Genomic DNA, 25,199 nt, shown 5'->3' with positions numbered 1-25,199 from the left:
GAGGGGTACCCCGGTTACTACCGGAGGAGCCTTCCCACACTCTTCTGGTGGGCAATCCGGCACTTTGTTAACTACTCGCGCGTATGTCTACGCACATGACCGGATCGTTTCCAGCCGGATGTCCACACACCGGGCCGATTCAGGCCGAACGGGGGTCAGCGGGCCCGGTACCCCGCGAGGCGGGCGTCCGCGCCGGTACCGTCGTAAGGGACGAGCCGGCACATCCCGGTGTGCCGGCGGCAGCCACTCGCGCCGAGGTGACTTGTGAAGGCGATCCGTCGATTCACCGTCCGACCCGTCCTCCCCGAACCCCTCAGTCCACTCAGCGACCTGGCGCGCAATCTGCGCTGGTCATGGCATACGGAGACGCGTGACCTGTTCCAGTCGGTGGACCCGGAGCAGTGGGCCGCATCCGGTGGCGACCCGGTCCGGCTGCTGGGCAGCGTGCGAACCGCCCGGCTGGCGGAGCTGGCCGAGGACCGCCGCTTCCTGCGCCGCCTCACCGCGGTCGCCGGCGATCTGCACGACTATATGAGCGGCGAGCGCTGGTACCAGGCCCAGTCCGGGGACCTGCCCGCCGCGATCGCCTACTTCTCGCCCGAATTCGGTATCACCGCCGCGCTGCCGCAGTACTCCGGCGGTCTCGGCATCCTGGCCGGCGACCACCTCAAGGCAGCCAGCGACCTCGGCGTTCCGCTGATCGGGGTGGGGCTGCTGTACCGGCACGGCTACTTCCGGCAGTCCCTGTCCCGGGAGGGCTGGCAGCAGGAGCACTACCCGGTGCTCGACCCCAACGAGCTGCCCGTCACGCTCCTGGAGGAGGCCGACGGCACCCCCGCGCAGGTCGCGCTCGCCCTGCCCGGCGGCCGCTCGCTGCTCGCCCGGATCTGGGTCGCCCAGGTCGGCCGGGTGCCGCTGCTGATGCTGGACTCCGACGTCGAGGAGAACGACCTCGGCGAGCGCGGGGTGACCGACCGGCTCTACGGCGGCGGCAGCGAGCACCGGCTGCTGCAGGAGATGCTGCTCGGCATAGGGGGTGTCCGGGCGGTACGGACGTACTGCCGGCTGACCGGGCACGCCGACCCGGAGGTCTTCCACACCAACGAGGGGCACGCCGGGTTCCTCGGCCTGGAGCGCATCGCCGAGCTGTGCGACACCGGGCTGGACTTCGACTCCGCCCTGGAGTCGGTGCGGGCGGGCACGGTCTTCACCACGCACACCCCCGTCCCGGCCGGCATCGACCGCTTCGACCGGGAACTCCTCGCCCGGCACTTCGGGCCCGACGCCGAGCTGCCGCGCATCGACCTCGACCGGGTGCTGCGGCTCGGCATGGAGACGTACCCGGGCGGCGAGCCGAACCTGTTCAACATGGCCGTGATGGGGCTGCGCCTCGCCCAGCGCGCCAACGGCGTGTCGCTGCTGCACGGCCGCGTGAGCCGGGAGATGTTCTCCGGATTGTGGCCGGGATTCGACCCCGAGGAGGTGCCGATCACCTCCGTGACCAACGGGGTGCACGCGCCGACCTGGGTCGCCCCCGAGGTGTTCCGGCTCGGCGCCCGGCAGATCGGCGCACAGCGCACCGAGGACGCGCTGACCGTGGGCGGCTCGGACCGCTGGGACTCCGTCGCGGAGATCTCCGACCAGGAGGTCTGGGACCTGCGCCGGGATCTGCGCGAGCAGCTGGTGACCGAGGTGCGGCAGCGGCTGTGGGCCTCGTGGCGGCAGCGGGGTGCGGGCGCGGCGGAGCTGGGCTGGATCGACGGCGTCCTCGACCCGGACGTGCTGACCATCGGGTTCGCGCGGCGCGTGCCGTCGTACAAGCGGCTGACGCTGATGCTGCGGGACCGGGACCGGCTGATGGAGCTGCTGCTGCATGCCGAGCGGCCGATCCAGATCGTCGTCGCGGGCAAGGCGCATCCGGCCGACGACGGGGGCAAGCGGCTCGTGCAGGAGCTGGTGCGGTTCGCGGACGATCCGCGGGTGCGGCACCGTCTGGTGTTCCTGCCGGACTACGGCATGGCGATGGCGCAGAAGCTGTATCCCGGGTGCGACGTGTGGCTGAACAACCCGCTGCGGCCGCTGGAGGCCTGCGGCACGTCGGGGATGAAGGCCGCGCTGAACGGGTGCCTGAACCTGTCCGTGCTGGACGGGTGGTGGGACGAGTGGTTCCAGCCCGACTTCGGCTGGGCCGTTCCGACCGCGGACGGTGTCGGTACCGATGCCGATCGGCGGGACGACCTGGAGGCGGCCGCGCTGTACGAGCTGCTGGAGCAGCGGGTCGCTCCGCGGTTCTACGAGCGGGGGCGCGGCGGGCTGCCGGACCGGTGGATCGAGATGGTGCGGCAGACGCTGACGCATCTCGGGCCCAAGGTGCTGGCCGGGCGCATGGTGCGGGAGTACGTGGAGCGGCTGTACGCACCGGCCGCGCAGGCGCACCGGGTGCTGCGGCCGGATGTGGCGCGGGAGCTGGCGGAGTGGAAGGCGCGCGTGCGGGGGGCCTGGCCGGCCGTGTCCGTGGATCATGTGGAGACGTCGGCGACCAGTGCCACGGCGGAGCTGGGGACGACGCTGACCCTGCGCGTGCGGGTGCGGCTCGGTGATCTCGGGCCGGACGACGTGGAGGTGCAGGCCGTCTCCGGGCGGGTGGACGCGGAGGACCGCATCACCGGGGGGACGGCCGTTCCGCTGAAACCGGTGGGCGGGCCGGACATGGAGGGCCGCTGGAGTTACGAGGGGCCGCTGTCCCTGGAGCGGACCGGGCCCTACGGGTACACCGTGCGGATCCTGCCGTCGCATCGGCTGCTGGCGGCCGGGGCGGAGCTGGGGCTGGTCTCGTTGCCGGCGGAGGAGATGGGGGAGGGCGGGGTGTTGCTTCGGTAGTCGTCTTCGTCTGCGACCGGTGCCTGGGGCGGGGCCGGAGCGGGGGGTGTCCGTCCTCGGTCCGGCCGGCTGCCGTACGGAGCTACGACTCGTCCTCGGGAGCGCAGAGTTTGCGGAGCACCGCTCCGCAGCGGTGGGCGTAGGCGTGCTGGAAGGCTCGGGTGGCCGCGCCGCCCGCCTTGGCGTACCACTTGGCCGGGCGGCTGAAGGCGGCCACCGTCAGCCAGACCGTGCCGTCGCCCGTGCGGTCGACGATGAAGGCCTCCTCGCCGCATTCGGGGTGGCCGGGCAGGGTGCCGTAGGCCCAGCCGGCGCGGCGGGGCTCCTCCGTCGTCCAGACGATGCGGCAGGGGGCCTTGATCATGCCGGCCAGGGTCACGGTGACGTCGACGCCCTCGGCGGCGCGGTCCGCGCTCGCGTCGATGCCCACGCCCAGCCCCCGGTGCATCTCCCAGGTGAGGACCGCGTCGGCGGCCCGGCGGAAGACCGCCTCGCCCTCGCCGAGGCGGGTGCGCACGTGCAGGGGGCGGAAGCCGGGCGGGCAGGCGGCGAGGTCCTCGCGGGTCGCGCCGACCGCCTCGTACGTGAAGGACATGGGGCCCAAGCGTACGGCGGCACCCGGAACGTTTCGGTTCCGGGTGCCGCCGGGGTGCGCTAGCTGACGTTGACCGCCGTCCAGGCGGCGGCGACCGCCTTGTACTCGGCGCTGGTGGAGCCGTACAGCGCCGACGCCGCGCTCAGGGTCGCCGTGCGGGCGGCCTTGTAGTTGGTCGTGGACGTCATGTACGTGGTGAGCGCCTTGTACCAGATCTGCAGCGCCTTGGCGCGGCCGATGCCGGTGACCGCGGCGCCGTTGTACGTCGGCGAGTTGTAGCTCACGCCGTTGATCGTCTTCGCGCCGCTGCCCTCCGACAGCAGGTAGAAGAAGTGGTTCGCGACGCCGGACGAGTAGTGGACGTCCAGGTTGCCGACGGTGGAGGACCAGTTGTCCGCCGAGCCGCCGTCCTTGCTGGGCTTGTCCATGTAGCGCAGCGGGGTACCGTCGCCGTTGATGTTGATCTTCTCGCCGATGAGGTAGTCACCGGGGTCGGAGGCGTTGTTCGCGAAGAACTCCACGCCGGTGCCGAAGATGTCGGAGGTGGCCTCGTTCAGGCCGCCCGACTCGCCGGAGTAGTTCAGGCCCGCGGTGTTGGCGGTGACGCCGTGGCTCATCTCGTGGCCCGCGACGTCCAGCGAGGTCAGCGGGTCGGCGTTGCCGGAGCCGTCGCCGTAGGTCATGCAGAAGCAGCTGTCGTCCCAGAACGCGTTGACGTACGCGTTGCCGTAGTGGACGCGGGAGTAGGCGCCGACGCCGTTGTTCTTGATGCCGTTGCGCCCGAAGGTGCTCTTGTAGAAGTCCCAGGTCTCCGCCGCACCGTAGGCGGCGTCGGCGGCCGCGGTCTGGTCGGAGGAGGAGGTGGAGGCGGTGCCGGTGCCGAAGACGTTGGTCGAGCTGGCCACCAGGGTGCCCGTGCCGGACGTCTTGCGCGCCAGGTTGTACGTCTTGTGGTTGCCCCGCGCGCTGTCGGTGAGCTGGTACGTCGAGCCCGACTGCACGGAGTTCAGGGTGACCGTGCCGGAGTACAGCGTCTTGCCGGTCGCGTTCTCGATGCCCTGGAACTCGTAGAGCTTCTTGCCGGTGGCCGCGTCGGTGATGACGTGCAGCTGGTTCGGGGTGCCGTCGTCCTGCAGGCCGCCGACGACCGTCTCGTAGGCCAGGACCGGCTTGCCGGTGGCCGCCCAGATCACCTTGCGGGAGGAGTCCGCGGCGGTCTTCTGCGAGCCGGCCGCCTGCGCGGCGGTCAGCGCCTGCTTCTCGGCCTTGGCCGGGGCCAGGGCGGGGGTGAGCGAGGCGACCTTGAGGGTGGCGTTGAAGGCCTTGGTGACGCCCTTGGCCGCACCGGACGCCGCCTGGTGCACGATGAGGTCGCCGCCGAGCACCGGCAGACCGGCGTAGGTGCGCTCGTAGCGGGTGTGCGTGGTGCCGTCGGCGTCTCTGACGACGTCCTTGACGACCAGCTTCTCCTGGGCGCCGAGGCCTATCTGCCGGGCGGTGCCGGCGGCGTCGGCCTGCTTCTCCTGGATGAGGGAGGTGCGGGCGGACGCGGACAGCTGCACCGGGGCGGCCGCGAGCGGGGTGGCCCCCGCCGTGGTCTGGGCAGCTGCGGAACCGGTGGTCAGACCGGTGGTGAGGAGGGCTCCGGCCGCGACGGCGGTGGCGATGGCCAGAGTGGTGCGCTTGTGACGCGCGAAGGGGCTGGACACACAAGCTCCTTGTGGGGGAGACCGGCCGGTTGTGGGGCAACCGGCCGAGGTGGTCGTGAGGTTGTGCGGCGGGTGAGGGAAGACTGGCACCTAGGGCGCGTACATGTCATGACCCCAAGGTGATGTTGGCCGAAAATTGACTGTCCGGTAAACGTTTCTGAAATGTAAAAAGCGGGCGCCGCCCCGGGAGTTGCACCACCGGGGCGGAACCCTGCTCCATGGGACGACGGTTTACGGGAAGGTCAGCTTCCAGCCGTCGATGTAGCCGGTGTCATAGGTCGCCACGTCCTGGACCCGCAGCTTCCAGGTGCCGTTGGCCACCTCGGAGGAGGCGTTGACCGTGTACGTCGCGTGCACGTCGTCCGCCGAGTCCGAACCGCTGGAGTTCTTCAGGCGGTACGCCGTGCCGTCGGGTGCCACCAGGTCGATCACCAGGTCACCGCGCCAGGTGTGCACGATGTCGACCGTCACCTGGAGGTTGGACGGGGCGTTGCCGGTCCGCCCGGTGACGTTGATGGACGACGTGACGGCCGGGCCGTTGTCCGGTATCGACACGTTGCCGGTGTTCTCGAAGACGGTGCCGCCACCGCCGCCGCCACCGCCCGAGCGGGAGCCGACCGCGACGGCCGCCCACGCGTCCTGCACCGCCTTGTACTCGGCGGAGGTGGTGCCGTACAGCTCCCCGGCCGCCGCGAGCGTGCCGGTGCGGGCGGCCGCGTAGTTGGTGGTGGAGGTGAACTTCGTGGTCAGCGCCCGGTACCAGATCTGCAGCGCCTTGTCCCGGCCGATGCCGGTGACCGGAAGCCCGTCCGCGGTGGGCGAGTTGTAGCTGACGCCGTTGATGACCTTGGCGCCGCTGCCCTCCGACAGGAGGTAGAAGAAGTGGTTGGCGACGCCGGACGAGTAGTGGACGTCCAGGTTGCCGACGCCCGAGTACCAGGAGTCGGCCGAGCCGCCGTCCTTGCTGGGCTTGTCCATGTAGCGCAGCGGGGTGCCGTCGCCGTTGATGTTGATCTTCTCGCCGATGAGGTAGTCACCGACGTCCGTGCTGTTGGCCGCGTAGAACTCCACGCCGGTGCCGAAGATGTCGGAGGTGGCCTCGTTCAGGCCGCCCGACTCGCCGGAGTAGTTCAGGCCGGCCGTGGCGGCGGTGACGCCGTGGCTCATCTCGTGGCCGGCCACGTCCAGCGAGGTCAGCGGGTCGGCGTTGCCGGTGCCGTCGCCGTACGTCATGCAGAAGCAGCTGTCGTCCCAGAACGCGTTGACGTACGCGTTGCCGTAGTGCACCCGGGAGTAGGCGCCGACGCCGTCGTTGCGGATGCCGGAGCGGCCGAAGGTGTTCTTGTAGAAGTCCCAGGTGGTCGCGGCGCCGTAGTGCGCGTCGGCGCCCGCGGTCGCGGCGTTCGACGTGGTGCCGTTGCCCCAGGTGTTGCTCGTCTGCGAGAACAGCGTGCCGGTGCCGGACGTGCCGTGGTTCAGGTTGTACGTCTTGTGGCCGCCGCGGTCGCCGTCGTTGAGCGTGTACGTCGAACCCGACAGGGTCGTCGTCAGCGAGACGGTGCCGCTGTACTGGGTGTTGCCGGTGCCGGTCGCGTTCTCGATGCCCTGGTACTCGTACAGCTTGGCGCCGGTGGCCGCGTCGGTGATGACGTGCAACTGGTTCGGGGTGCCGTCGTCCTGCAGACCGCCGACGACCGTCTCGTAGGCCAGGACCGGCTTGCCGGTCGCCGCCCAGATCACCTTGCGGGAGGAGTCGGCCGCCGTCCTGGAGGAGCCGAGGGCCTTGGCGCGCTGCACGGCCCGCTGCTCGGCGGTCGCCCGGGCGACCTTACCGGTGAGGTCGGCGACCTTCAGCTGGGCGTTCGTCGCCTTGATGACGCGCTGCGTCTGCCCCTTGGCGCTGTCCACGACCAGGTCGCCGCCGAGGACGGGCAGGCCGGCGTAGGTGCGCTCGTAGCGGGTGTGCAGCGTGCCGTCCGCGTCCTTGACCACGTCACGGACGACGAGCTTCTCCTGCGCGCCGAGACCGACCCGCGCGGCGGTCTGCGTCTTGGCGGCGTCGGCGTCGCGCAGCAACTCGGCGCGCTGCGACGCGGAGAGCTTCACGGCCATGTGGGCGGGGTTCGCCTTGCCGGCCACCGGCGCGGCCGGGGCGGCGCTCGCGGCACCCGACTGGACGGCGGCGGCGAGCAGGGCGGAGACGCCGACGAGGGCGACACCGGCCGCCCGGCGGGGCAGGGTGTGGGAGGTGCGTCTGCGCGAGGAACTGCTTCTCAACACTGACTCCTTCTGCGTGGCCACGGATCGCGCGGCCAGGGGAGACCGGGCGGCCGATCGAGCCGTCCGGGCAGAACTGGGAGGTGCGTGAACACACGTGCGGCAGTGCGTCGGCGACGGCACAGCGAGGAGGGTCTGTGGGGTTGCTGTGCAGTGGCCGTGGGAAGAGTGGCAGGAGATCTCGACTCCTGTCAGGAGCGCGTCAGGAAGTTGGCTGGAAATCGTCCGTTGACCGGATGTTCATGTTCGGTATGCGGACTGTTGGTCTTAAGGCCGAACGCCCGGTGGCAGGCCGAAGGCGCCGACACCGGGGGGCGAAGACGCGGACAGGGCGCGATGACGCCGACCCGGGCGGCGAACGCTCCGGTGCGGGCCGGAGGGTCAGACCTCCCACTCCGCGGGCAGCCTGCGGTGCCGGGCCAGCGGAGACAGCAGGAGCAGCAGCAGGGGTACGGCCATGACCAGCGCGCCCGTCCACAGGGCCGCCCCGGTGGACCAGTGCCCGGCGACCAGCCCGCCGGCCAGCGCCCCCAGCGGCGTCGCCCCCTGCGTGACCACGCTGTAGGCGGCCGTCACCCGTCCCAGGTAGGCGTCCGGCGTCACCCGCGCCCGCAGCCCCGCGGTGGACACCGCCCGGCCCACGACCGCCACGCTGATCAGCACCTCCGCCAGCACCATCAACGGCACCGCCGCACCCCGGAAGTCCCCGGCGAGCGGCGCCGCGACGACGGCGAGCGGGGCCAGCGCGCCGAACGCGAGCGTCATCCGGATCTCCCCGAACCGGCGCCGCAGCCGGGGCGCCAGCAGGGACGTGGCGAACCCCGCCACCGCGCCGAGCGTCGACAGCAGGCCGAACAGCCATGCGGACAGGCCCAGTTCGTCCAGCAGGAACACCGGCAGCATGGCCAGAACGACACCCGCGCCCAGATTGTTCAGCGCCGCCTGCTGCAACAGCAGCCGCAGCAGCGGCTGGCGGAAGAGCATGCGCAGACCGTCGGCGATCTCACGGCGGAACCGGCGCCCGGCCGCGTCCCGGCCGTGGGCCACGTCGCCCTCCGGCTCCAGCCGCCGCAGGAGCAGGATCGACGCCAGATGGCACAGCGCGGCGACGGCGTACAGCAAAGGGGCGGCCACGCTCTGCGTGAGCACGCCCGCGAGCCCGGGGGACACCGCCCGCAGCGCCGTCTCGGACGACTGCAGGCGGGCGTTGCCGTCCGCCACCCTCCGGCGCGGCAGCACCTGCGGCAGCACACTGCTGTGCGCCACGTCGAAGAAGACCCCGGCGAGGCTCACCACCAGGGCCGCCACCGCCAGCTGGGCCACCGTCAGGACCCCCAGGACATGCGCCACGGGGATGCTGCCGAAGGCTGCGGCGTACGCCACGTCCGCCCCGATCAGCACCGGCTTCTTGCGCATCCGGTCGATCCACACGCCCGCGGGCAGGCCCACGGTCAGATAGCCGGCGCGGCTGCACACGAAGATCAAGCTCATCGCGAGCGGCGACGCGTGCAGCAGCACCAGCGCGGTGACGGGCAGCGCGAACCCGGCCACCTCCGACGCCGCGAACCGGAAGTTGTTGGCGGACCACAGACGCCGGAAGCCCGGCACCCGCAGGACCTCGGTGTCGTCCCCGACGGGTAACGGCCCCGTGGGCGTCGCGCCGGAGCGCCGCTGCGTGTCCGTCATGCCAGGCTCTCCCGCCACGCCCGGTGCAGATCAGAGAACCGGCCCGTGCCCGCGATCAGATCGGCCGGAGTGCCGTCCTCCACGATCCGGCCGTGCTCCATCACCAGCACCCGGTCGGCGATCTCCACCGTCGACAGCCGGTGCGCGATCACCACCGCGGTACGCCCCTGCAGCACCGTCGCCATCGCCCGCTGCACCGCCCGCTCGCCGGGGATGTCCAGCGAACTGGTCGCCTCGTCCAGGATCAGCACGGACGGGTCGGCCAGCAACGCCCGTGCGAACGCGACCAGTTGCCGCTGCCCCGCGGAGATACGGCCACCCCGCTTGCGTACGTCCGTGTCGTAGCCGTCGGGCAGCGCGCTGATGAACTCGTGCGCGCCGATCGCCTTCGCGGCCTGCTCGATCTCCTCCCGGCTCGCCTCCGGGCGGCCGATGGCGATGTTCTCGGCGACCGTGCCGGAGAACAGGAACGCCTCCTGCGTCACCATCACCACCCCGCGCCGCAGCTCCGGCACGGACAGCTCGCGCAGATCCACGCCGTCGAGCAGCACCCGCCCCTCGGTCGGGTCGTAGAACCGGGCGAGCAGCTTGGCCAGCGTCGACTTGCCGGCGCCGGTGGAGCCGACGACGGCGACCGTCTGCCCGGCCGGCAGGGTCAGCTCGAAGCGGGGCAGCACCTCGCCGCCGGTGCGGTAGGCGAAGCGCACGGAGTCGAAGACGACCTCGCGGCCGGGCTGCTCGCTCTGCAGCGGCGGCAGCTCCCTCGGCTGCGACGGCTCGGGCACGGTCGGCGTCTGGGCGAGCAGCCCGGCGATCTTCTCCAGGGACGCGGCCGCCGACTGGTAGGAGTTCAGGAACATCCCGAGCCGGTCGATCGGGTCGTACAGCCGCCGCAGATACAGTACGGCCGCCGCGAGGATCCCCAGCTCCAGCGAGCCGTCGGCCACCCGGTAGGCGCCCCACAGCACGATGCCGGCCACCGCCGTGTTGGCCACCAGACGGGAGCCGACGACATAGCGGGCCATCTCCAGCAGCGCGTCGCCGTTGGTGCGCTCGTGGCGGCGGTTCAGGACCCGGAACTCGGCGTCGTTGGCCGCCTCGCGGCGGAAGGCGCGCACCGGGCGGATGCCGTTCATCGTCTCCACGAACTTCACGATCACCGAGGCGATCGCCGTCGACCGCTGCCGGTACACCTCGCCCGCCCGCCGCTGGTAGAGGCGCACCAGCAGGTACAGCGGCACGAAGGAGGCCACCGCGACCGCGCCGAGGCCGAGATCCAGCCACAGCAGCATGGCCGAGATGTACACGAACGACAGGACGACCGTCACCAGCTCCTGCAGCCCCTCGCTCAGCAGCTCCCGCAGCGACTCCACGTCCGTGGTGGCACGGGAGATGAGCCGGCCCGAGGTGTAGCGCTCGTGGAAGTCGATGCTGAGCGCCTGGGCGTGCCGGAAGATCCGGCCGCGCAGATCCAGCAGCACGTCCTGGTTGACCCGCGCCGAGGCGGCGATGAACACGAACTGCAGCGCCCCGGACGTGGCCGCGCACAGCAGATACCCGACGGCGACCGCGATCAGCGGGCCGTGCCGGTCGTCGCGGAACGCCGGTACGGCGCTGTCGATGGCGTACGCCACCAGCAGCGGACCCGCCTGCACCGCCGCCTGCTGGAGCAGCAGCACCAGCGTGGTCAGCGCGACCCGCGCCTTCATCGGCGCGAGCAGGGAGCGCAGCAGCGCGGCGGTGGCGCCCGGCGGGGAGGGCAGGACGTCCCGGTCGAAGGGATCGCCGCCGCTGCCGGGGCGGGGTGGCTCGTCCTCGTCGGCGGTGGGGACGGACGTCGTGGGGGCCGTCATCTCTCGTCCTCCTCCGGGCGGTCCAGGCCCGACATCAGGTGCGCGTACTCGGCGTTGGTGTGCAGCAGTTCCTGGTGGGTGCCGACGGCGGCGATCCGGCCGCCCGACAGCAGCGCGACGCGGTCGGCGAGCAGCACCGTGGAGGGCCGGTGCGCGACGATCAGGGCCGTGGTGTCGGCGAGCACCCGGCGCAGCGCGGCCTCCACGGCGGCCTCCGTGTGCACGTCCAGCGCGGACAGCGGGTCGTCCAGGACGAGGAAGCGCGGCCGGCCGACGACCGCGCGGGCCAGCGCGAGACGCTGGCGCTGGCCGCCGGACAGGCTCAGCCCCTGCTCGCCGACCTGGGTGTCACTGCCCTGCGGCAGGGCGTGCACGAAGTCCGCCTGGGCGACGGCGAGGGCGCGCTCCAGCTCCGGCGCGCCGGCCTGCTCCCCGGCGCCCATCAGGACGTTCTCGCCGACGCTCGCCGAGAACAGGGTGGGCTCCTCGAAGGCGACGGCCACCTTCGCGCGCAGCTCCTCGCGGGGCATGGCCGTGATGTCCTCGCCGTCCAGCGTGATCCTGCCGGAGGTCACCTCGTGCAGACGCGGGATGAGCGCGGTCAGGGTCGTCTTGCCGCTGCCCGTGCCGCCGACGAGGGCCATGGACTCGCCGGGCCGGATGTGCAGATCGACCCGGTCGAGCACGGGCGGGGCGTCGGGGGGTGCGTCGGGGTAGCGGAAGGTGACCTGGTGCAGCCGCAGCCCCTCCTCGTCGTACCGCGACCGCGCGGGCACCCGGGACGACTCCGGTACCTCGTCCATCACCTCGAAGTACCGCTCGGTCGCCGTCGCCGCCTCCTGGCTCATCGCCAGCAGGAAGCCGATCGACTCCACCGGCCAGCGCAGCGCCAGTGCCGTCGACAGGAAGGCCACCAGCGTGCCCGTGGACAGATCACCGTCCGCGACCTGCACCGCCCCCACCACCAGCGCCGCCCCGATCGCCACCTCCGGCAGCGTCACGATGACCGCCCAGATCACCGCCAGCAGCCGCGCCTTGCGCAGCTCCGTGCCCCGCAGGGTGTGCGACAGCTCCCGAAAGGCGCGCGCCTGGCTGCGGTGGCGGCCGAAGCCCTTGATGATCCGGATGCCGAGCACGCTCTCCTCGACCACCGTCGTCAGATCGCCGACCTGGTCCTGCGCGAGGCGCGCCACATCGGCGTACCGTCTCTCGAAGATCATGCACATCACGATCATCGGCACCACCGGACCGAGGATCACCAGCCCGAGCGTCCAGTCCTGAGCCAGCATGATCAGTACGCCGACGACGATCGTCACCGCGTTGACCAGCAGGAACGTCAGCGGGAAGGCGAGGAACATGCGCAGCAGCATCAGATCCGTGGTGCCGCGCGAGAGCATCTGGCCGGACGCCCACCGGTCGTGGAAGGCCACCGGCAGCCGCTGCAGATGCCGGTACAGATCCGCCCGCATCTCCGCCTCGACGTGCGACAGCGGCCGGGCGACCAGCCACCGCCGCAGCCCGAACAGCAGCGCCTCCGCGAGACCGAGCAGCAGCAGGTACAGCGCGCCGAGCCACACCCCGGCCGGGTCCCGGTCGGCGACCGGACCGTCCACCATCCACTTGAGGACGAGCGGGATCACCAGCCCCGCCAAGGAGGCGACGATCGCGACGAACGCCGCGCTGGACAGCCGCGCCCGCACGGGCCGCACATACGGCCACAGGCGCAGCAACGTCCGTACGGCGGACCGGTCCCGGGTGGTTGCACGTGTCGTGGGCATCAGCAGCGAGCCTACGGATCGCCACTGACATCGCCCACCGAGTTTCGGACGGGGAGGGCTCCGCCGCTGGTCCTACGACCACGGCACGGCGGCGGCCCCGCACCCACGCGGGCGGCGGCCCGGCACCCGCGCGGGCGGCGGCCCCGTCCCCGCCCGGTAGGCGGCCCGGCACCCGCCCGAGAGGCGACGTCGTACAGCCGCATCAACCGATCGGCTGATGCGGGTTCGAGCGCGACGGCCGATGCCGCGCACCGGGCCGCGCCGGGACGCTGGTGCCATGACCGACATCCCTGTCATCGAAGTCACCGATCTGCGCAAGTCCTACGGCGGCCGCGCGGTCGTCGACGGCGTCTCGTTCACCGTCCGGGAGGGCGAGATCTTCGGGATCCTCGGCCCGAACGGCGCCGGCAAGACCACCACCGTCGAGTGCGTCGAGGGCCTGCGCGTCCCCGACGCCGGGCGGGTCCGGGTCACCGGCCTCGACCCGGTCGCCGACCGCGAGCAGGTCGCCCGGGTGCTCGGCGCCCAGCTCCAGCAGAGCGAACTGCAACCCAAACTCACCGTCCGCGAGGCGCTGGAGCTGTACGCCGCCTTCTACGACCGCCCGCTCGACTGGCGGCCGCTCGCCGAACGGCTCGGACTGACGGAGAAGCTCACCACCCGCTTCGCGACCCTGTCCGGCGGGCAGAAGCAGCGGCTGTTCATCGCGCTCGCCCTGATCGGCAACCCCCGGGTCGTCGTCCTCGACGAGCTGACCACGGGCCTGGATCCGCGTTCGCGCCGCGACACCTGGCAGCTGATCGAGGACGTGAGGGCGAGCGGGGTCACCGTCCTGCTGGTCACCCACTTCATGGAGGAGGCCCAGCGGCTGTGCGACCGCGTCGCGGTGATCGACCGGGGCCGCGTCGCCGCCCTCGACACCCCCGAAGGGCTGATCCGCCGTTCGGCCGGCGCCACCGTCATCAGCTTCACCCCGTCCGCGCCGCTCGACGAGAGCACCCTCGCCGCGCTGCCCGCGCTCGCCCGCGTCGAGCACAAGGACGGCCGCGTCACGCTCTCCGGCACCGACGAGACCGTCAACGCCGTGATCACGCTCCTCGCCCGCCACCACATCACCGCCCACCAGCTGCGCGTCACCGACGCCACGCTCGACGACGCGTTCCTGGACCTGACGGAGGCCGCCCGATGAACGCCCTCAACCCCGCCGTGCTGCGCACCGAGATCCGGCTGTTCCGCCGCGAACCCGCCGCGCTCTTCTGGATCCTGCTCTTCCCGGCCCTGCTGCTGGCGATCCTCGGCTCCATCCCGTCCTTCCGGCACCCCGACGCCTCCCTGGGCGGCCTGCGCACGGTGGACGTCTACGTGCCGGTGGCGGTGCTGCTCGGCCTGATCGTCGGCGGTGTGCAGAGCCTGCCGCAGACCGTCACCGGCTACCGCGAGCGCGGCATCCTGCGCCGCATGTCGGCCACGCCCGTCCGACCCTCCGCCCTGCTCGCCGCCCACATGCTGGTGTACGGCGGCGCAGCCCTGCTCTCCGCGCTGCTCGCGCTCGCCGTCGGCCGGATCGCCTTCGACGTGCCCCTGCCCCGGCAGGCCGCCGGATACCTGCTCGCCCTGCTGCTGGCCACCACGGCCGGTCTCGCGCTGGGCGCGGTGGTGACCGCGCTGTCGCGCACCACGAAGATCGCGGGCGCCATCGGCTCGGCGGTGTTCTTCCCGATGATGTTCTGCGCCGGCGTGTGGGTGCCGGTGCAGGCCATGCCGGACCTCCTCGCCCGGATCGTCGGCTGGACCCCGTTCGGCGCCGCGGCACAGGCCCTGAACCAGGCCGCCGCCGGCCACTGGCCTGGCTGGGGCCACCTCGGGGTGCTCGCCGCCTGGACGGTGCTGCTGACAGGCGCGGCCGTGCGCTGGTTCCGCTGGGAGTAGGCGACGGCATGCGCGAGCGAGCGGGCGGTCGTGATCGAGGGGAGACAGCGGTCGTATGCCGGGACGAGCGGGCGGTCGTATGCCGGGACGAGCGGGCGGTCGTGTGCCAGGACGAGCGGGCGGTCGTATGCCGGGACGTGGGAACGGTCGTATGCAGACTGGGGGCATGGTCGCCAAGGACACGCAGCTCGAACAGCGGTGGGACCAGTTCCACCGCTGGGGCCCGTACGGAATGCTCGGCATCGCCACGCTCATCGCGGTGGCCACCCAGGACATCATGGCCGGGCCGGGCCGGCGGTACGCGGCCGCCGCACTCGTCGGCGTGGCGCTGCTGCTGCACCTGTACTGGGACCTGCGCCCGCACACCCCCGCCACCGGAACCGGGCGCCGCCGCAGGACGCCCTCCCGCGCGGGCACGGTGTTCTACGCGGTGCGCTGGGCGATCGCCTTCGCGCTCACCTGGCTCAACCCCTTCTTCGCGCTGTACGCCGTCACCGGATACTTCGACGCCGACGAGCTGATCCCGGGACGGCGCCGGCACCGCATCGGCCTGTTCGCCACGTCCGTCACCCTGGCCGGTTCGCAGTCCGGCGGGATGCCTCCGAAGAACGCCTCGCAGTGGGGTGTGTTCTTCGGGATGCTGGTGGTCAACAACGTGCTGTGGATGGTCGTCGGCCACCTCACCCACCAGGAGGAGGAACGCTCCCGGGCCCGCGCCGACACCATCGTCGAACTGGAACGCACCAACACCGCGCTCCAGCAGGCCCTCGACGAGAACGCCGCCCTGCACGCCCAGCTGCTCGTCCAGGCCCGCGAGGCCGGCGTCGCCGACGAGCGCCGCCGGCTGGCCGCCGAGATCCACGACACCCTCGCGCAGGGCCTGACCGGCATCATCGCCCAGCTCCAGGTCGTCGTGAACACCCCCGACCCGGACCTGGCCCGCGACCACACGGTCCGCGCGATGGACCTGGCCCGGCACAGCCTGGGCGAGGCCCGCCGCTCCGTGCACAACCTCGCCCCGGCCGCCCTGGACCGCGACGAACTGCCCGAGGCGCTGAAGAAGACGGTCGCCGCCTGGGGCGAACGCACCGGCGTACGCGCCGACTTCACCGTCACCGGAACCGCCGAGCAACTGCACGCCGAGGTCTCCGCCACGCTGCTGCGCATCGCCGAGGAAGCCCTCTCCAACACCGCCCGGCACGCGGACGCGACCCGCGCCGGAGTCACCCTGTCCTTCATGGGCGACGAGGTCGTCCTCGACATCCGCGACGACGGCCGAGGCTTCGACCCGCTCGCCCTGCCCGAGCGCAGCGACACCGGAGGCTTCGGACTCGGCGGCATGCGCGCCCGCGCGGAACGCATCGCCGGCTCCCTCACGGTGGAGTCCGAACCGGGGTACGGCACGGCCCTGTCGGCTCGCGTACCGTTGGTGCGCCATGACCGATGAGACGTCCATTTCGCTGCTGATCGTCGACGACCATCCCGTCGTACGGGACGGACTGCGCGGCATGTTCGCCTCTGCCCCCGGTTTCACCGTCCTCGGGGAGGCCGCGAACGGGGTGCAGGCCGTCGAACGGGCGGCCGCCCTCGACCCCGACGTGATCCTGATGGACCTCAGGATGCCGGGCGGCGGCGGGGTGGACGCCATCCGGGAGCTGACCCGGCGCGGCGCCCGAGCCCGCGTGCTGGTGCTGACGACGTACGACACCGACTCCGACACACTGCCCGCGATCGAGGCGGGCGCGACGGGCTATCTGCTCAAGGACGCGCCCCGCGAGGAGCTGTTCACCGCGGTCCGGGCCGCGGCCGAGGGCCGCACGGTGCTGTCCCCGGCCGTGGCCTCCCGCCTGGTCTCGGCGGTCCGCGCCCCCAGGACCCCCGGCAACGAGCCGCTGTCCGCCCGCGAGCGGGAGGTGCTGGCACTGGTCGCCAAGGGCACCTCCAACAAGGAGATCGCCCGCGAGCTGTTCATCAGCGAGGCCACGGTGAAGACCCACCTCACCCACCTGTACGCCAAACTCGGCGTCAACGACCGCGCGGCAGCGGTGGCGGTGGGGTACGACCGGGGGATCCTCGGCTGAACCGAAAGGCTGGGCCGAGGGGTACGGCAGCAGGGTCGCGTCCGTCTTCTCCCAGGCCGCCTTCACTTCGACGAGCGACTGCGGCCGGTCCGCTGCCAGATCGGCCTGATATTCCCAAGTGCTCGGACGCGAGTGGCCCCGTCAGGAATTCTCCTGACGGGGCCACTGCAGTACTGCCCTTACGCGGACGGAATGTCGGCGACTGTCACCTGGCCGTCCATCTGGCATTCGATGAGTACCGAACCGCCCAGCGGATGCACCCAGAAGACGGGAGCGACCTCCAGGAACTCCTGGGCGTGTCGCACGGCGACGTCTGCGGGCATGACCACCGTGGGGACGGCGAGATTGCCCCAGAAGACGGCGACCCGCTCTCCGCGCGCCACGGCGGAGGACAGCAGGTCCGCCATCAGCCTTCCCCAGCCCGCCTCGTCGTCCCACCACCGCTGGTTCGTGTACGCCGCGGAGTCCCAGTCAAGCCCCGCACCCTTGGCCGGGAACCTGTTCAGACTCAGGGCCTCCAGCGCACGGCTCGCGGCGTGGTCCAGTTGCTCCACCTGGCGGGCGTCCTCGTCCTGCCGACCGGTGATGAAGGCCGGCAGGTATTCCGGATGCGTTCCGTAAGGGGTCACGTGTTCCGCCTCAGCCATGGGGTGACGCTGCTACCGGGCCATCTGATCGCATACTTGCGCACCGATGCTCCCTTACCCGTCATGACGTTGATGTGAGTGCCCTTCTTCTCATCCACATCCAGCCGGAACTCCCGGTACTCCCCACCGCTGCGCCCGGTGAACCCGGTCTTCCGCCCGAAGGTTTCGACCGCCGCCTCGAGCCGACCGATGAGGTCCTTCCTCGACCCCATGTCCAGGGGCCCGACGATCTCCAGGCCGAGGTTACGGGCCTGCTCGAACGAGTCGGTGTCCAGGGTCACCTCGCTCTGCGGCTTCTCCGGGTTGCACTCGCATGTCTCGCCATGGCCCTCGACCTTGGGATACTCGCCGCAGTTGTGGACGAGTACGGACGCGGCGCCTGCCAGCACGTAGTACGTGTGGACGTCACCGACGGTGAGGTTGTGGACGGTCGCCCCGGGGCTTGTCCACCGCTCCACTCCGGTCACCTGGACGTACGTACCGGTGCTGGTACGCAGCCACTGGCCCGCCGTCAGGTCGGTGGCCTTGATCCACGCGTGCAGCTCGGGGACCCAGAAGGGGTGTCCGTCAGTGGCGGTGATCCGGGCGGTCTTGGTGCCCTTGCCGCCGTCGGTGTCGATGGTGACCTTGACGAGGTGCTTCAGGCCGTGGCCCTTGATCTCGGCCGTGACCGTCTCGATGCGGGTCTCGCCGGTCTTCGGGTCGGTGGCGACGACCTTGTCGCCGGTCTTGACCTGCTCGATCGGCTTGGTGGTGCCGTCGGCCATGAGGACCTTGGTGCCGGGCACGAAGCTGTTGTTGATCGGGCAGGAGCCACCGCTGCCACCGCCGCCGCCCTCGGCCTTGCCGGAGCCGCCGCTGCCGCTGGTTCCTCCGTTGCTCTTGGAGGAGCCGCCGGACTTGCCGCCGGGCTTGGAGCCGCCGCCCTTGCCGCCGCCACCACCGCCGGAGCCGTGGGAGTGGGACGACACCTTCGGCGCCGCCTTGGCCTGGGCCGCCTTGTGGCGGGGGTTACCTGTCTTCTTGGCTGCCTCCAGGGCCTTGTCGGCGGTTCTCTTGGCTGCTTCGGCCGCCTTCTTCTTGGCCCGTTGCGCGGCCAGCTTCTTCGCTCGCTCGATCGCCAGCTTCTTGGCCCGTAGCGCTGCGGCTTCTGCTGCCTTGGCCGCCTTGAGGACGATCTCGGCTGCCTTCTTGGCCGCCTTGAAGGACTCGACGGCCTTGATGGTGCGCTTGACGGCCTTGATGACGGACGGGATCTTGCCCAGCTTGGACCACGGGATGGCGTCGACCGCGATGCTGATGCAGGACCACATGTCGCCGCCGAAGCACGCCATCGCGTCGTTGATGCCTATGAAGTCCTTCAGCGTCTCCCACGCCACGGCCAGGATCACCGAGGTCATCGACTTGCCCTGCATCGCCTGCGCCTGCGCGACCTGCGCCGCGGACAGACCCGCGCCCGCGAGGGCCGCGGCCCGCTCGGAAGCGGTCAGTGCGATCGCCAGACCCGTCGGGTCGGACATCGTCACAGGGTTGTTGTGCGCGTAGGTGTACCCGTTGGACTGCAGGACGTCGTTGAGGTCCAGCACCGGGTCGGCGGACAGGAAGCGTCCCACCACGGGGTCGTACAGGCGAGCACCCAGTTGCTGGTAACCGGACGCACTGTCCTCGGTTGCGCCGAGGAACCCGCTGTGCGTCTGCATGTTGACGCCGGCCGTGTCGGTGCCGCGCTCGTTGCCGAACGGGTCCTGCTTACGGATCCGCACCGCCATACCGCCGTCGAGAGCGACCTCGGCATAAGTGCTGCCCTGATGGTCAGCGGTGATGGCGACCAGCTTGTCGGCGCCGGTTCCGTAGGCGTAGCGCATGACGGCACCGCCAGGGGCGTCATAGGTGCGCTGCGTATGGACGAGGACGCCGCCCTTCTGGACGGTGACCTCAGCCTCGCCCAGGTCCAGGGTGGCCTGCTTGCCCTTGATGGTGAGCAGACGCGTGCCGTCGGGGCCGTAGATGTAGCGGGTGTCGTTCTGCGGCGACCACAGCTGTTCGGCCTTCGTACCGTCACAGGTGGCGAGCACGATCGGGGTCGAGTTCGCCGAGTTAGCAGCCTGCACCGAGAGGCAGAGCCCGGAGGCGACGTGGGTGAGCTGGCCGGAGGCGTTGCGCTTGAGCTCCTGTCCGGCCGAGCCGTCGCACTTCTGGAGCTGGACGGCGGACCCTGCGGTGTTGGCGGCGGGCTGGACGCACCAGTTGTCGTAGACGTTCAGCGTGCCCTGGTCGGGGTTGGTCCCGCCCGGGGTCTGGCTGAAGCGCCAGTTCTGCGCCGGGGAGGCGTTGCAGCCGTAGAGCTGGATCGCCGTACCGGCGACCGCGAGTCCGCCCTTGAGGTCCAGGCACTTGTCGGCGAGACCCACGTACGGGGTCTTGCCACCGGTGCCCGCACCGGTGATGCGGTCGATCTGACCGTCCCAGGTCCAGGACAGGGACTGCTTGTCGCCGTTCTGGATCGAGGTGACGGTCTTGGTGTCGCCGGTGAGCTCGTACAGACGCTCCGCCTCGGCCTTGACCTGCGCGCCCTGCGGGGTGGTGTAGGTCTTGGACACCTTGGTCAGCGTGTGCGGCTGGGTGCCGTCGGCCTTGCCGTAGGCGTAGGTGGTCGTGGCGTCCTTGGCGGTGTTGCCGGTGAGGTCCTTCTCGGTCAGCTTGGTGCGGTTGCCGAGCAGGTCGTACTCGTACTCCTGCCAGTAGCCGGACTTGTCGGTGCCGGCGGCCACGTTCAGCGAGCCGTCGGTGTTCTTCGGAGCGGTGCAGGTGGACTGGTCCTTGGAGGTCCAGGCCGTCTTCAGCTCGCCCAGCGGGTTGTAGGCGAAGCACTGGCGCTCGTCGATGCCGGTGGCGGCCTCCTGGATGGAGGTGACGTTGCCGGACGGGTCGTAGGTGTACGACCGCTTGGAGACGAGGTTGCCGCTGACCAGGGACTTGTCGTCGCTCTTCTCGCGGTAGACCTGCTGGTCCTTGAGCTCACCGCTGGACTCGTCGAACGTGTTCTGCGTCCAGACCCGGTAGGGCTGGGCGCCGAGCGTGGAGCGCAGCACCTGGCCGTAGGGGTCGTAGACCGTCTCGGCGCCGTACCAGTCCTTGCCGGAGATGGAGAGCGGCTTGCCGTCCTCGTTGTAGCGGACGACCAGCTTCTCCTCGGCAAGCTTACCGACCTTGGGCAGCGTGGACTCTTCCAGCATGCCGTTGTCGGCGTACTTGTAGGAGTAGGTGTACGCCGAGTCCAGGCCCCAGGTGGAGGCCAGGGTGGTGGGCAGGGTCAGCGTGGTCGAGGTCGGCTGGTAGTCCTTGTTGTAGCCGTTGACCTGCTGGGTGTAGGCCTCACCGTCGGTGTAGCGGGTGGCGGTGTAGGGCATGCCCTTGCCGCCCGGCGCCAGGTCGTAGGTGAGGTTGGACAGGAGCGGACCGTCCGCGGCGTTCAGGTGTTGCTGCGTGGGCCGCGAAAGCTGGTCGTAGCTGCTCCAGACCTCGAGGCCGCGTGCGTTCTTGGTGTGCAGCACGCGGTCGTGGCTGTCGTACCACGTCCAGGTGGTGCCCGTGTCCGGGTCGGTGGCGGACTCCTGACGACCCCGGTGATCGTACGTCCACGACCACGGGTGAGCGGAATCGGCGGAGTTGGTCGCCTTCACCACCTGATCGCTGCCGTTGTACTCGTAGCGCATCGACGTGAAGCCGCCGGGTGCGTCCGGGTTGAAGGTGTCCACCCGCTGGGTCCGGCCTTGCGCGTCGGTGTAGACGCGGTAGTCGGAGGTGCCCTGCGGGTTGTCGACCTTGGACCAGTCCAGGCCGTACTCGTACTTGGTGGCCCGCTCCGGGACCTCCTTCGAGGATGCCTCGCCTGTCAGCGGGTCCACGACCTTGAGGACCGGCATCTCCTGCAGCACGCGGCCGGAGCCGTCGTAGGTGTAGCGGGTGATGTTGGGGACCTGCGTGTCGGCTTCCGGGGAGAACAGCTCGCCGGGCTTGGACTCGTAGGTCAGGTAGGCGTTGTTGGTCTGCCAGACCTCACCGGAGCTGTTGTACAGCGTGTCGGTGATCAGCCAGCCGCCGCCGTCCGCCTGCTCCTGCTGCTGGCGCTCGCGGCCGAGGCCGTCGTAGAGGGTGACGGAGGTGTCGATCTTGTCGTTGTAGCCGCGGGAGTAGGTGGTGACGTAGGACGGCTTGCGGTCCTCGCCCTCCACGTACTGCGGGACGGTGTAGACGGCCCGGAAGTCCGGCACCGCCGTGTCGGAGGGGGCGCGGTCCGCCGCCCAGGCCTTCTCCAGCCGGCCCAGCGGGTCGAACTCGGCCTGCGTGACGTGACCGTTGGCGTCGACCGTCTTGGTCGTGGTGCCACGGCCCGGCTCGATCTCACGGCTCTCGGAGTGACCGACGGCGTTGGTCTCGGTCACCTTGAAGACCTGGCCGATGGCCGGCTCGTAGGTGATCAGACCGGTCGTCTTGTGGTCCTCGTCGGTGGTGCGGGTGACGCGGCCGATGGCGTCGAATTCGGTGGTGCCGTCGGACTGCCAGCCGGTGCCGGTGCCGTTGACCGACCACGTCTCGGAGGCCTCGCCCTTGGTGGTGTCGGCGAGCGCCACGCCGTAGCCCTGGCCGTCGTAAGCAGTGCGAGTGCCGCCGCTCAGCGTCGACAGGTTGGTGAAGTCCGCGGCCGCGCAGCTGGTCGGGGCGATCAGCACCTGCTTGGTCAGCCCGATGATGTTCTTGTTGGTGTTGTGGATGTACTCGGACTTGGTACAGGTCTCGTCGCCGGTCTTGCCGGTGTCACCCAGCGACTCCACCTGGATGGGCAGGCCGTAGGTCGGCTCGTAGGTGGTGTGGGTCTTGACGATCCGCTCGGTGCGGGTGTCGTCGCTGTTGCTGCCGGAAGACTTGGTGTAGGCGATCTCGTCGGGCTCGGTGACGCGCCAGGCGCGCAGCGGGTCCAGGCCGTCGTCGCGGTCGCGGTGGGCCAGCTCGGTGGCCTCCGGGACGGTGATCGAACGCGACACCCAGGCGGTGTCCGCGTCGTCGGCGTTGTCGTAGTCCAGTTCCTCGGCGATGCGGCCGGCGAACGCTTCGCGGTCCTTGGCGATCTCGGTGCCGGTGATGTCCTTCACGGACACGGTGTCACCCATGCCACGGAAGTACCGCGTCACCGCCTTGGAGCGCTTGGAACCGATCGTCGCGTCGTCGGTGCCGGTGATGACGGTGGTCTGCTCGACGCCCGCGAACTGCGAATAGGTCCGGGTGGACTTCTTCGTGAACTCCTGGTCGGCGAGCTTCCAGCCCGGGTTCTTGTAGAGGTAGGCCGTCTTCGTGGCGAACGCGCCGTCGACGTTGGGGAGTTCCTCGATGGAGTCCACGACGTACTTGTGGAACCAGTCGATGTCCTCGACCTCGGGGTCCGGCGCCCAGAACGACGGGTAACACAGGCGGGTGTTCGCCTTCAGCCCGGCGGTGTCCTTCTTGTCCGGCAGATTCGTGCCGGTGGCGCAGTCACCCTCGGGCTTCTTGTACGTGACGACGGTCTCGCCGCCGTACTCGTTGATGACGCGCGCGATGCGCAGCCGGGAGAAACCCGGGCGGGGGTCGTTGGGGCGCATCACCCGGTTGGGCATGTCCTCGGCGTTGGACTCGAAACGCACCGCGTTCATGGTGACGCTCTTGTCCGTGCTGCCGTTGCGGGCATAACCGGTGCGCTGCACCGACTCCAGCCACAAAGCCGTGTTCGGGCCGGTCTTCAGCACCGGGAAGCTCTGCGTGAGCGTGTAGCGGTCCACGACCTGGCGGGCGGTGGTGTCCGTGCGGCGCTGCGCGGAGGTCTGGATCTGCGTCAGCCGCTTACGGCTCCAGAAGGAGGGGCCCGCGTTCCAGCACTTCGTCTTGTAGGTGGAGGTGACCTGCTTGCAGTTCAGGTCGGCCGGGGTGTCGTACCAGATGCGGTACTTGCCCGGGTCCTTGTCCTCGAAGTTGGCGTCCGAGCAGGTCAGGGTGCCCTCGGGCAGGCAGCGCTCGGCGACGGTGAAGTTCACCCGCGCCGGAGCCGTCGCCGAGAAGAGGGTGTCCTTGCGCTGGCCGTAGTCGATGTGGTCGAGCCAGCCGTCACGGTCGTAGACGACCGGCGCCTTGAAGTCGAAGTTGCGGGCGTAGTAGTTCTGCGCCTTCTTCCACCACAGGGACATCGCGTTGCCGTGGATGTCCTCGACGTAGTCGAGGTTCCAGCGCCAGCCCTGGGTGCACCACGAGTGGGCCCAGTCACCGGCCTTGTAGCAGTCCTCGCCCTCGTGGTTGCCGTAGACGGGGACGTTGAGCACCGAGTCGGTGGTCGCCTGTCCCGACGCCCAGCCCGGCAGCTTGTTCATGCCGAAGTAGTAGCGGGTGCCGTCGCGGGTGGTGACGACCCAGTACTCGCCGTTGCGGGCACCGTTGCCGTTGTCCGTGTCGGTCAGCCGCTCGATCTTCGAACCGTCACCGTTGGCGGTGAACCACTTGCCCTGGGTCTTGTCCCAGACCAGCTCCGTGGTCATCCCGCCCAGCGACAGCGTCGCATTGTCCGAACCCCAGCACAGATCCGCGGTGCGGTGCGTCTTGTTGTTCGAGCCGTCCTTCTTGGAGTCCTCACGGCAGTTGGCGTACGTCCGGGTGATCGAACCCGGGTTGTAGTCCCAGCCGTCACCGACCCACGAAGCCTGGTTGTTCGTCGCGGACGTACGACCGTCCACCGACTGCGAGGAGTAGCCGAGAGAGATCTTCGGCATCAGACCACCGGCGGTCTCCGGCACCTGCACGTCATAGGAGTACGTGAACGCACCAGACGAGGAGCCGGCCGCCCAGGAACCGGAGGACAGCAACGGGCTCGCGGTGAAGTCGCCGGAAGCCGAAGCGCCGGTGTCCATCGCGCCGATGACCTGCGGGCCCGAAGCGTCCACCACAGGAAGCACATCGGAGCTCTTGTACGACGCGGTCCGGGCCGAAGCGCCCGACGTGGTCGTACCCGCGTTGCCGCCGAGCAGGTTCCCGACCGGCACCGAGCCGGTGAGGATCTTCCGCTTGGACGCCTTCTTCGCCGACTTGGTCTTCGTCGGCGCCTTGTCCGCCGCGACGACCTTCACCGACGAACGAAGGCGCTCCGGCTGCACGTCGGTCTTGCCCGACATGGTGGTGGTGCCCGCGTCGGTGGCGCAGTCACCCGTGTCCGGGGCGTCCATGACGCAGTTCGGCAGCAGCACCAGGCCGAAGCGGTCGGCGGCCTGCGGACCGTACAGGTCGGCGAAGCCGGTGGTGTCGACGGCGATGGAGACCTGCGCGGTCGGGTCGGCGTCGGCCGGCGGCGTGACCTTCATGATCATGCCGGAGACGTTCGCGTCCTGCGACGCCGTCGGCGCGGCCAGATCGACCTTCCAGGTCCCGTCGATCGCCGCCGGATCAGTGCCCGTAGGCACGCCCACCGCGATCGGCAGGTCCTCGACCGGGACCGTGGTGCCCGGCGTGGCGTCCGCCGCCAGCGTGGCGACACCACTGTCCTGCGCCCACGGCGTGACCGCCGTCGGAGCATACGGATCGATGGGCACCTCGGGCGCGGTGGTGAGGTTCTTCTCCGCTTCTTCGTCCGCGTTCAGCGCGGTCGGTTTCGGCAGATCGGGGAGCTTGACCTCCTCCCGGTTCATGCCGGGGCCGGGTATCGCCCACGCCTCCGTACCGAGACTGCTCACCAACAAAGCCGTGGAC

General features: G+C 70.5%; 13 protein-coding genes. 5 read left to right on the top strand and 8 right to left on the bottom strand.

Annotated elements, in window-relative coordinates; genetic code table 11:
- Positions 1-264: 264 nt before the first annotated feature.
- Positions 265-2,880 (top strand): glycosyltransferase family 1 protein, encoded by a 2,616-nt coding sequence (locus AB0J12_RS03015; RefSeq protein WP_363262395.1) that lies wholly within the window; start codon positions 265-267, stop codon positions 2,878-2,880.
- A gap of 82 nt (positions 2,881-2,962) precedes the next feature.
- Here AB0J12_RS03015 and AB0J12_RS03010 read toward each other — a convergent pair whose 3' ends face one another.
- From AB0J12_RS03010 to AB0J12_RS02985, 6 genes are all read right to left on the bottom strand, one after another.
- Positions 2,963-3,475 (bottom strand): DUF1990 domain-containing protein, encoded by a 513-nt coding sequence (locus AB0J12_RS03010; RefSeq protein WP_363262394.1) that lies wholly within the window; start codon positions 3,473-3,475, stop codon positions 2,963-2,965.
- A 59-nt stretch (positions 3,476-3,534) separates the two neighbouring features.
- Positions 3,535-5,184 (bottom strand): M4 family metallopeptidase, encoded by a 1,650-nt coding sequence (locus AB0J12_RS03005; RefSeq protein ID WP_363262393.1) that lies wholly within the window; start codon positions 5,182-5,184, stop codon positions 3,535-3,537.
- A 231-nt stretch (positions 5,185-5,415) separates the two neighbouring features.
- Positions 5,416-7,461 (bottom strand): M4 family metallopeptidase, encoded by a 2,046-nt coding sequence (locus AB0J12_RS03000; protein ID WP_363262392.1) that lies wholly within the window; start codon positions 7,459-7,461, stop codon positions 5,416-5,418.
- A 381-nt stretch (positions 7,462-7,842) separates the two neighbouring features.
- Positions 7,843-9,147, bottom strand: a complete 1,305-nt coding sequence (locus tag AB0J12_RS02995) for an MFS transporter (RefSeq protein ID WP_363262391.1) — start codon at positions 9,145-9,147, stop codon at positions 7,843-7,845.
- Positions 9,144-11,000 (bottom strand): ABC transporter ATP-binding protein, encoded by a 1,857-nt coding sequence (locus tag AB0J12_RS02990; RefSeq protein ID WP_363262390.1) that lies wholly within the window; start codon positions 10,998-11,000, stop codon positions 9,144-9,146. Before AB0J12_RS02990 ends, AB0J12_RS02995 begins: the two co-directional genes overlap by 4 nt.
- A complete protein-coding gene (locus AB0J12_RS02985; protein WP_363262389.1) occupies positions 10,997-12,778 on the bottom strand; it encodes an ABC transporter ATP-binding protein in 1,782 nt (593 codons plus the stop codon). The genes AB0J12_RS02990 and AB0J12_RS02985 overlap by 4 nt, the downstream gene beginning before the upstream one ends.
- Positions 12,779-13,064: 286 nt before the next feature.
- On the opposite strand from AB0J12_RS02985, the gene AB0J12_RS02980 reads away from it, so the two are divergent.
- The 4 genes from AB0J12_RS02980 to AB0J12_RS02965 all read left to right on the top strand — a co-directional run bounded on the left by AB0J12_RS02980 (position 13,065) and on the right by AB0J12_RS02965 (position 16,788).
- On the top strand, positions 13,065-13,967 hold the full coding sequence (locus tag AB0J12_RS02980; RefSeq protein WP_363262735.1) for an ABC transporter ATP-binding protein: 903 nt from the start codon (positions 13,065-13,067) through the stop codon (positions 13,965-13,967).
- Positions 13,964-14,707, top strand: a complete 744-nt coding sequence (locus AB0J12_RS02975; RefSeq protein WP_363262388.1) for an ABC transporter permease — start codon at positions 13,964-13,966, stop codon at positions 14,705-14,707. The genes AB0J12_RS02980 and AB0J12_RS02975 overlap by 4 nt, the downstream gene beginning before the upstream one ends.
- A 166-nt stretch (positions 14,708-14,873) precedes the next feature.
- The gene (locus tag AB0J12_RS02970; RefSeq protein WP_363262387.1) at positions 14,874-16,154 is read left to right on the top strand and encodes a sensor histidine kinase; all 1,281 of its coding nucleotides are present in this window, start codon (positions 14,874-14,876) and stop codon (positions 16,152-16,154) included.
- Positions 16,144-16,788: a response regulator transcription factor gene (locus AB0J12_RS02965; RefSeq protein WP_363262386.1), complete on the top strand. Its 645-nt coding sequence runs from the start codon at positions 16,144-16,146 to the stop codon at positions 16,786-16,788. The genes AB0J12_RS02970 and AB0J12_RS02965 overlap by 11 nt, the downstream gene beginning before the upstream one ends.
- A 179-nt stretch (positions 16,789-16,967) precedes the next feature.
- Here AB0J12_RS02965 and AB0J12_RS02960 read toward each other — a convergent pair whose 3' ends face one another.
- The gene (locus AB0J12_RS02960; protein ID WP_363262385.1) at positions 16,968-17,435 is read right to left on the bottom strand and encodes a hypothetical protein; all 468 of its coding nucleotides are present in this window, start codon (positions 17,433-17,435) and stop codon (positions 16,968-16,970) included.
- The gene (locus tag AB0J12_RS02955) at positions 17,414-25,138 is read right to left on the bottom strand and encodes a ricin-type beta-trefoil lectin domain protein (protein WP_363262734.1); all 7,725 of its coding nucleotides are present in this window, start codon (positions 25,136-25,138) and stop codon (positions 17,414-17,416) included. Before AB0J12_RS02955 ends, AB0J12_RS02960 begins: the two co-directional genes overlap by 22 nt.
- Positions 25,139-25,199: the final 61 nt, after the last annotated feature.

Source organism: Streptomyces sp. NPDC049915 (assembly GCF_040656475.1).
In the GTDB taxonomy this organism is placed as follows: domain Bacteria; phylum Actinomycetota; class Actinomycetes; order Streptomycetales; family Streptomycetaceae; genus Streptomyces.
The sequence above is the reverse complement of the archived record's forward strand: the minus strand, read 5'-3'. Positions and strand labels throughout refer to the sequence as shown.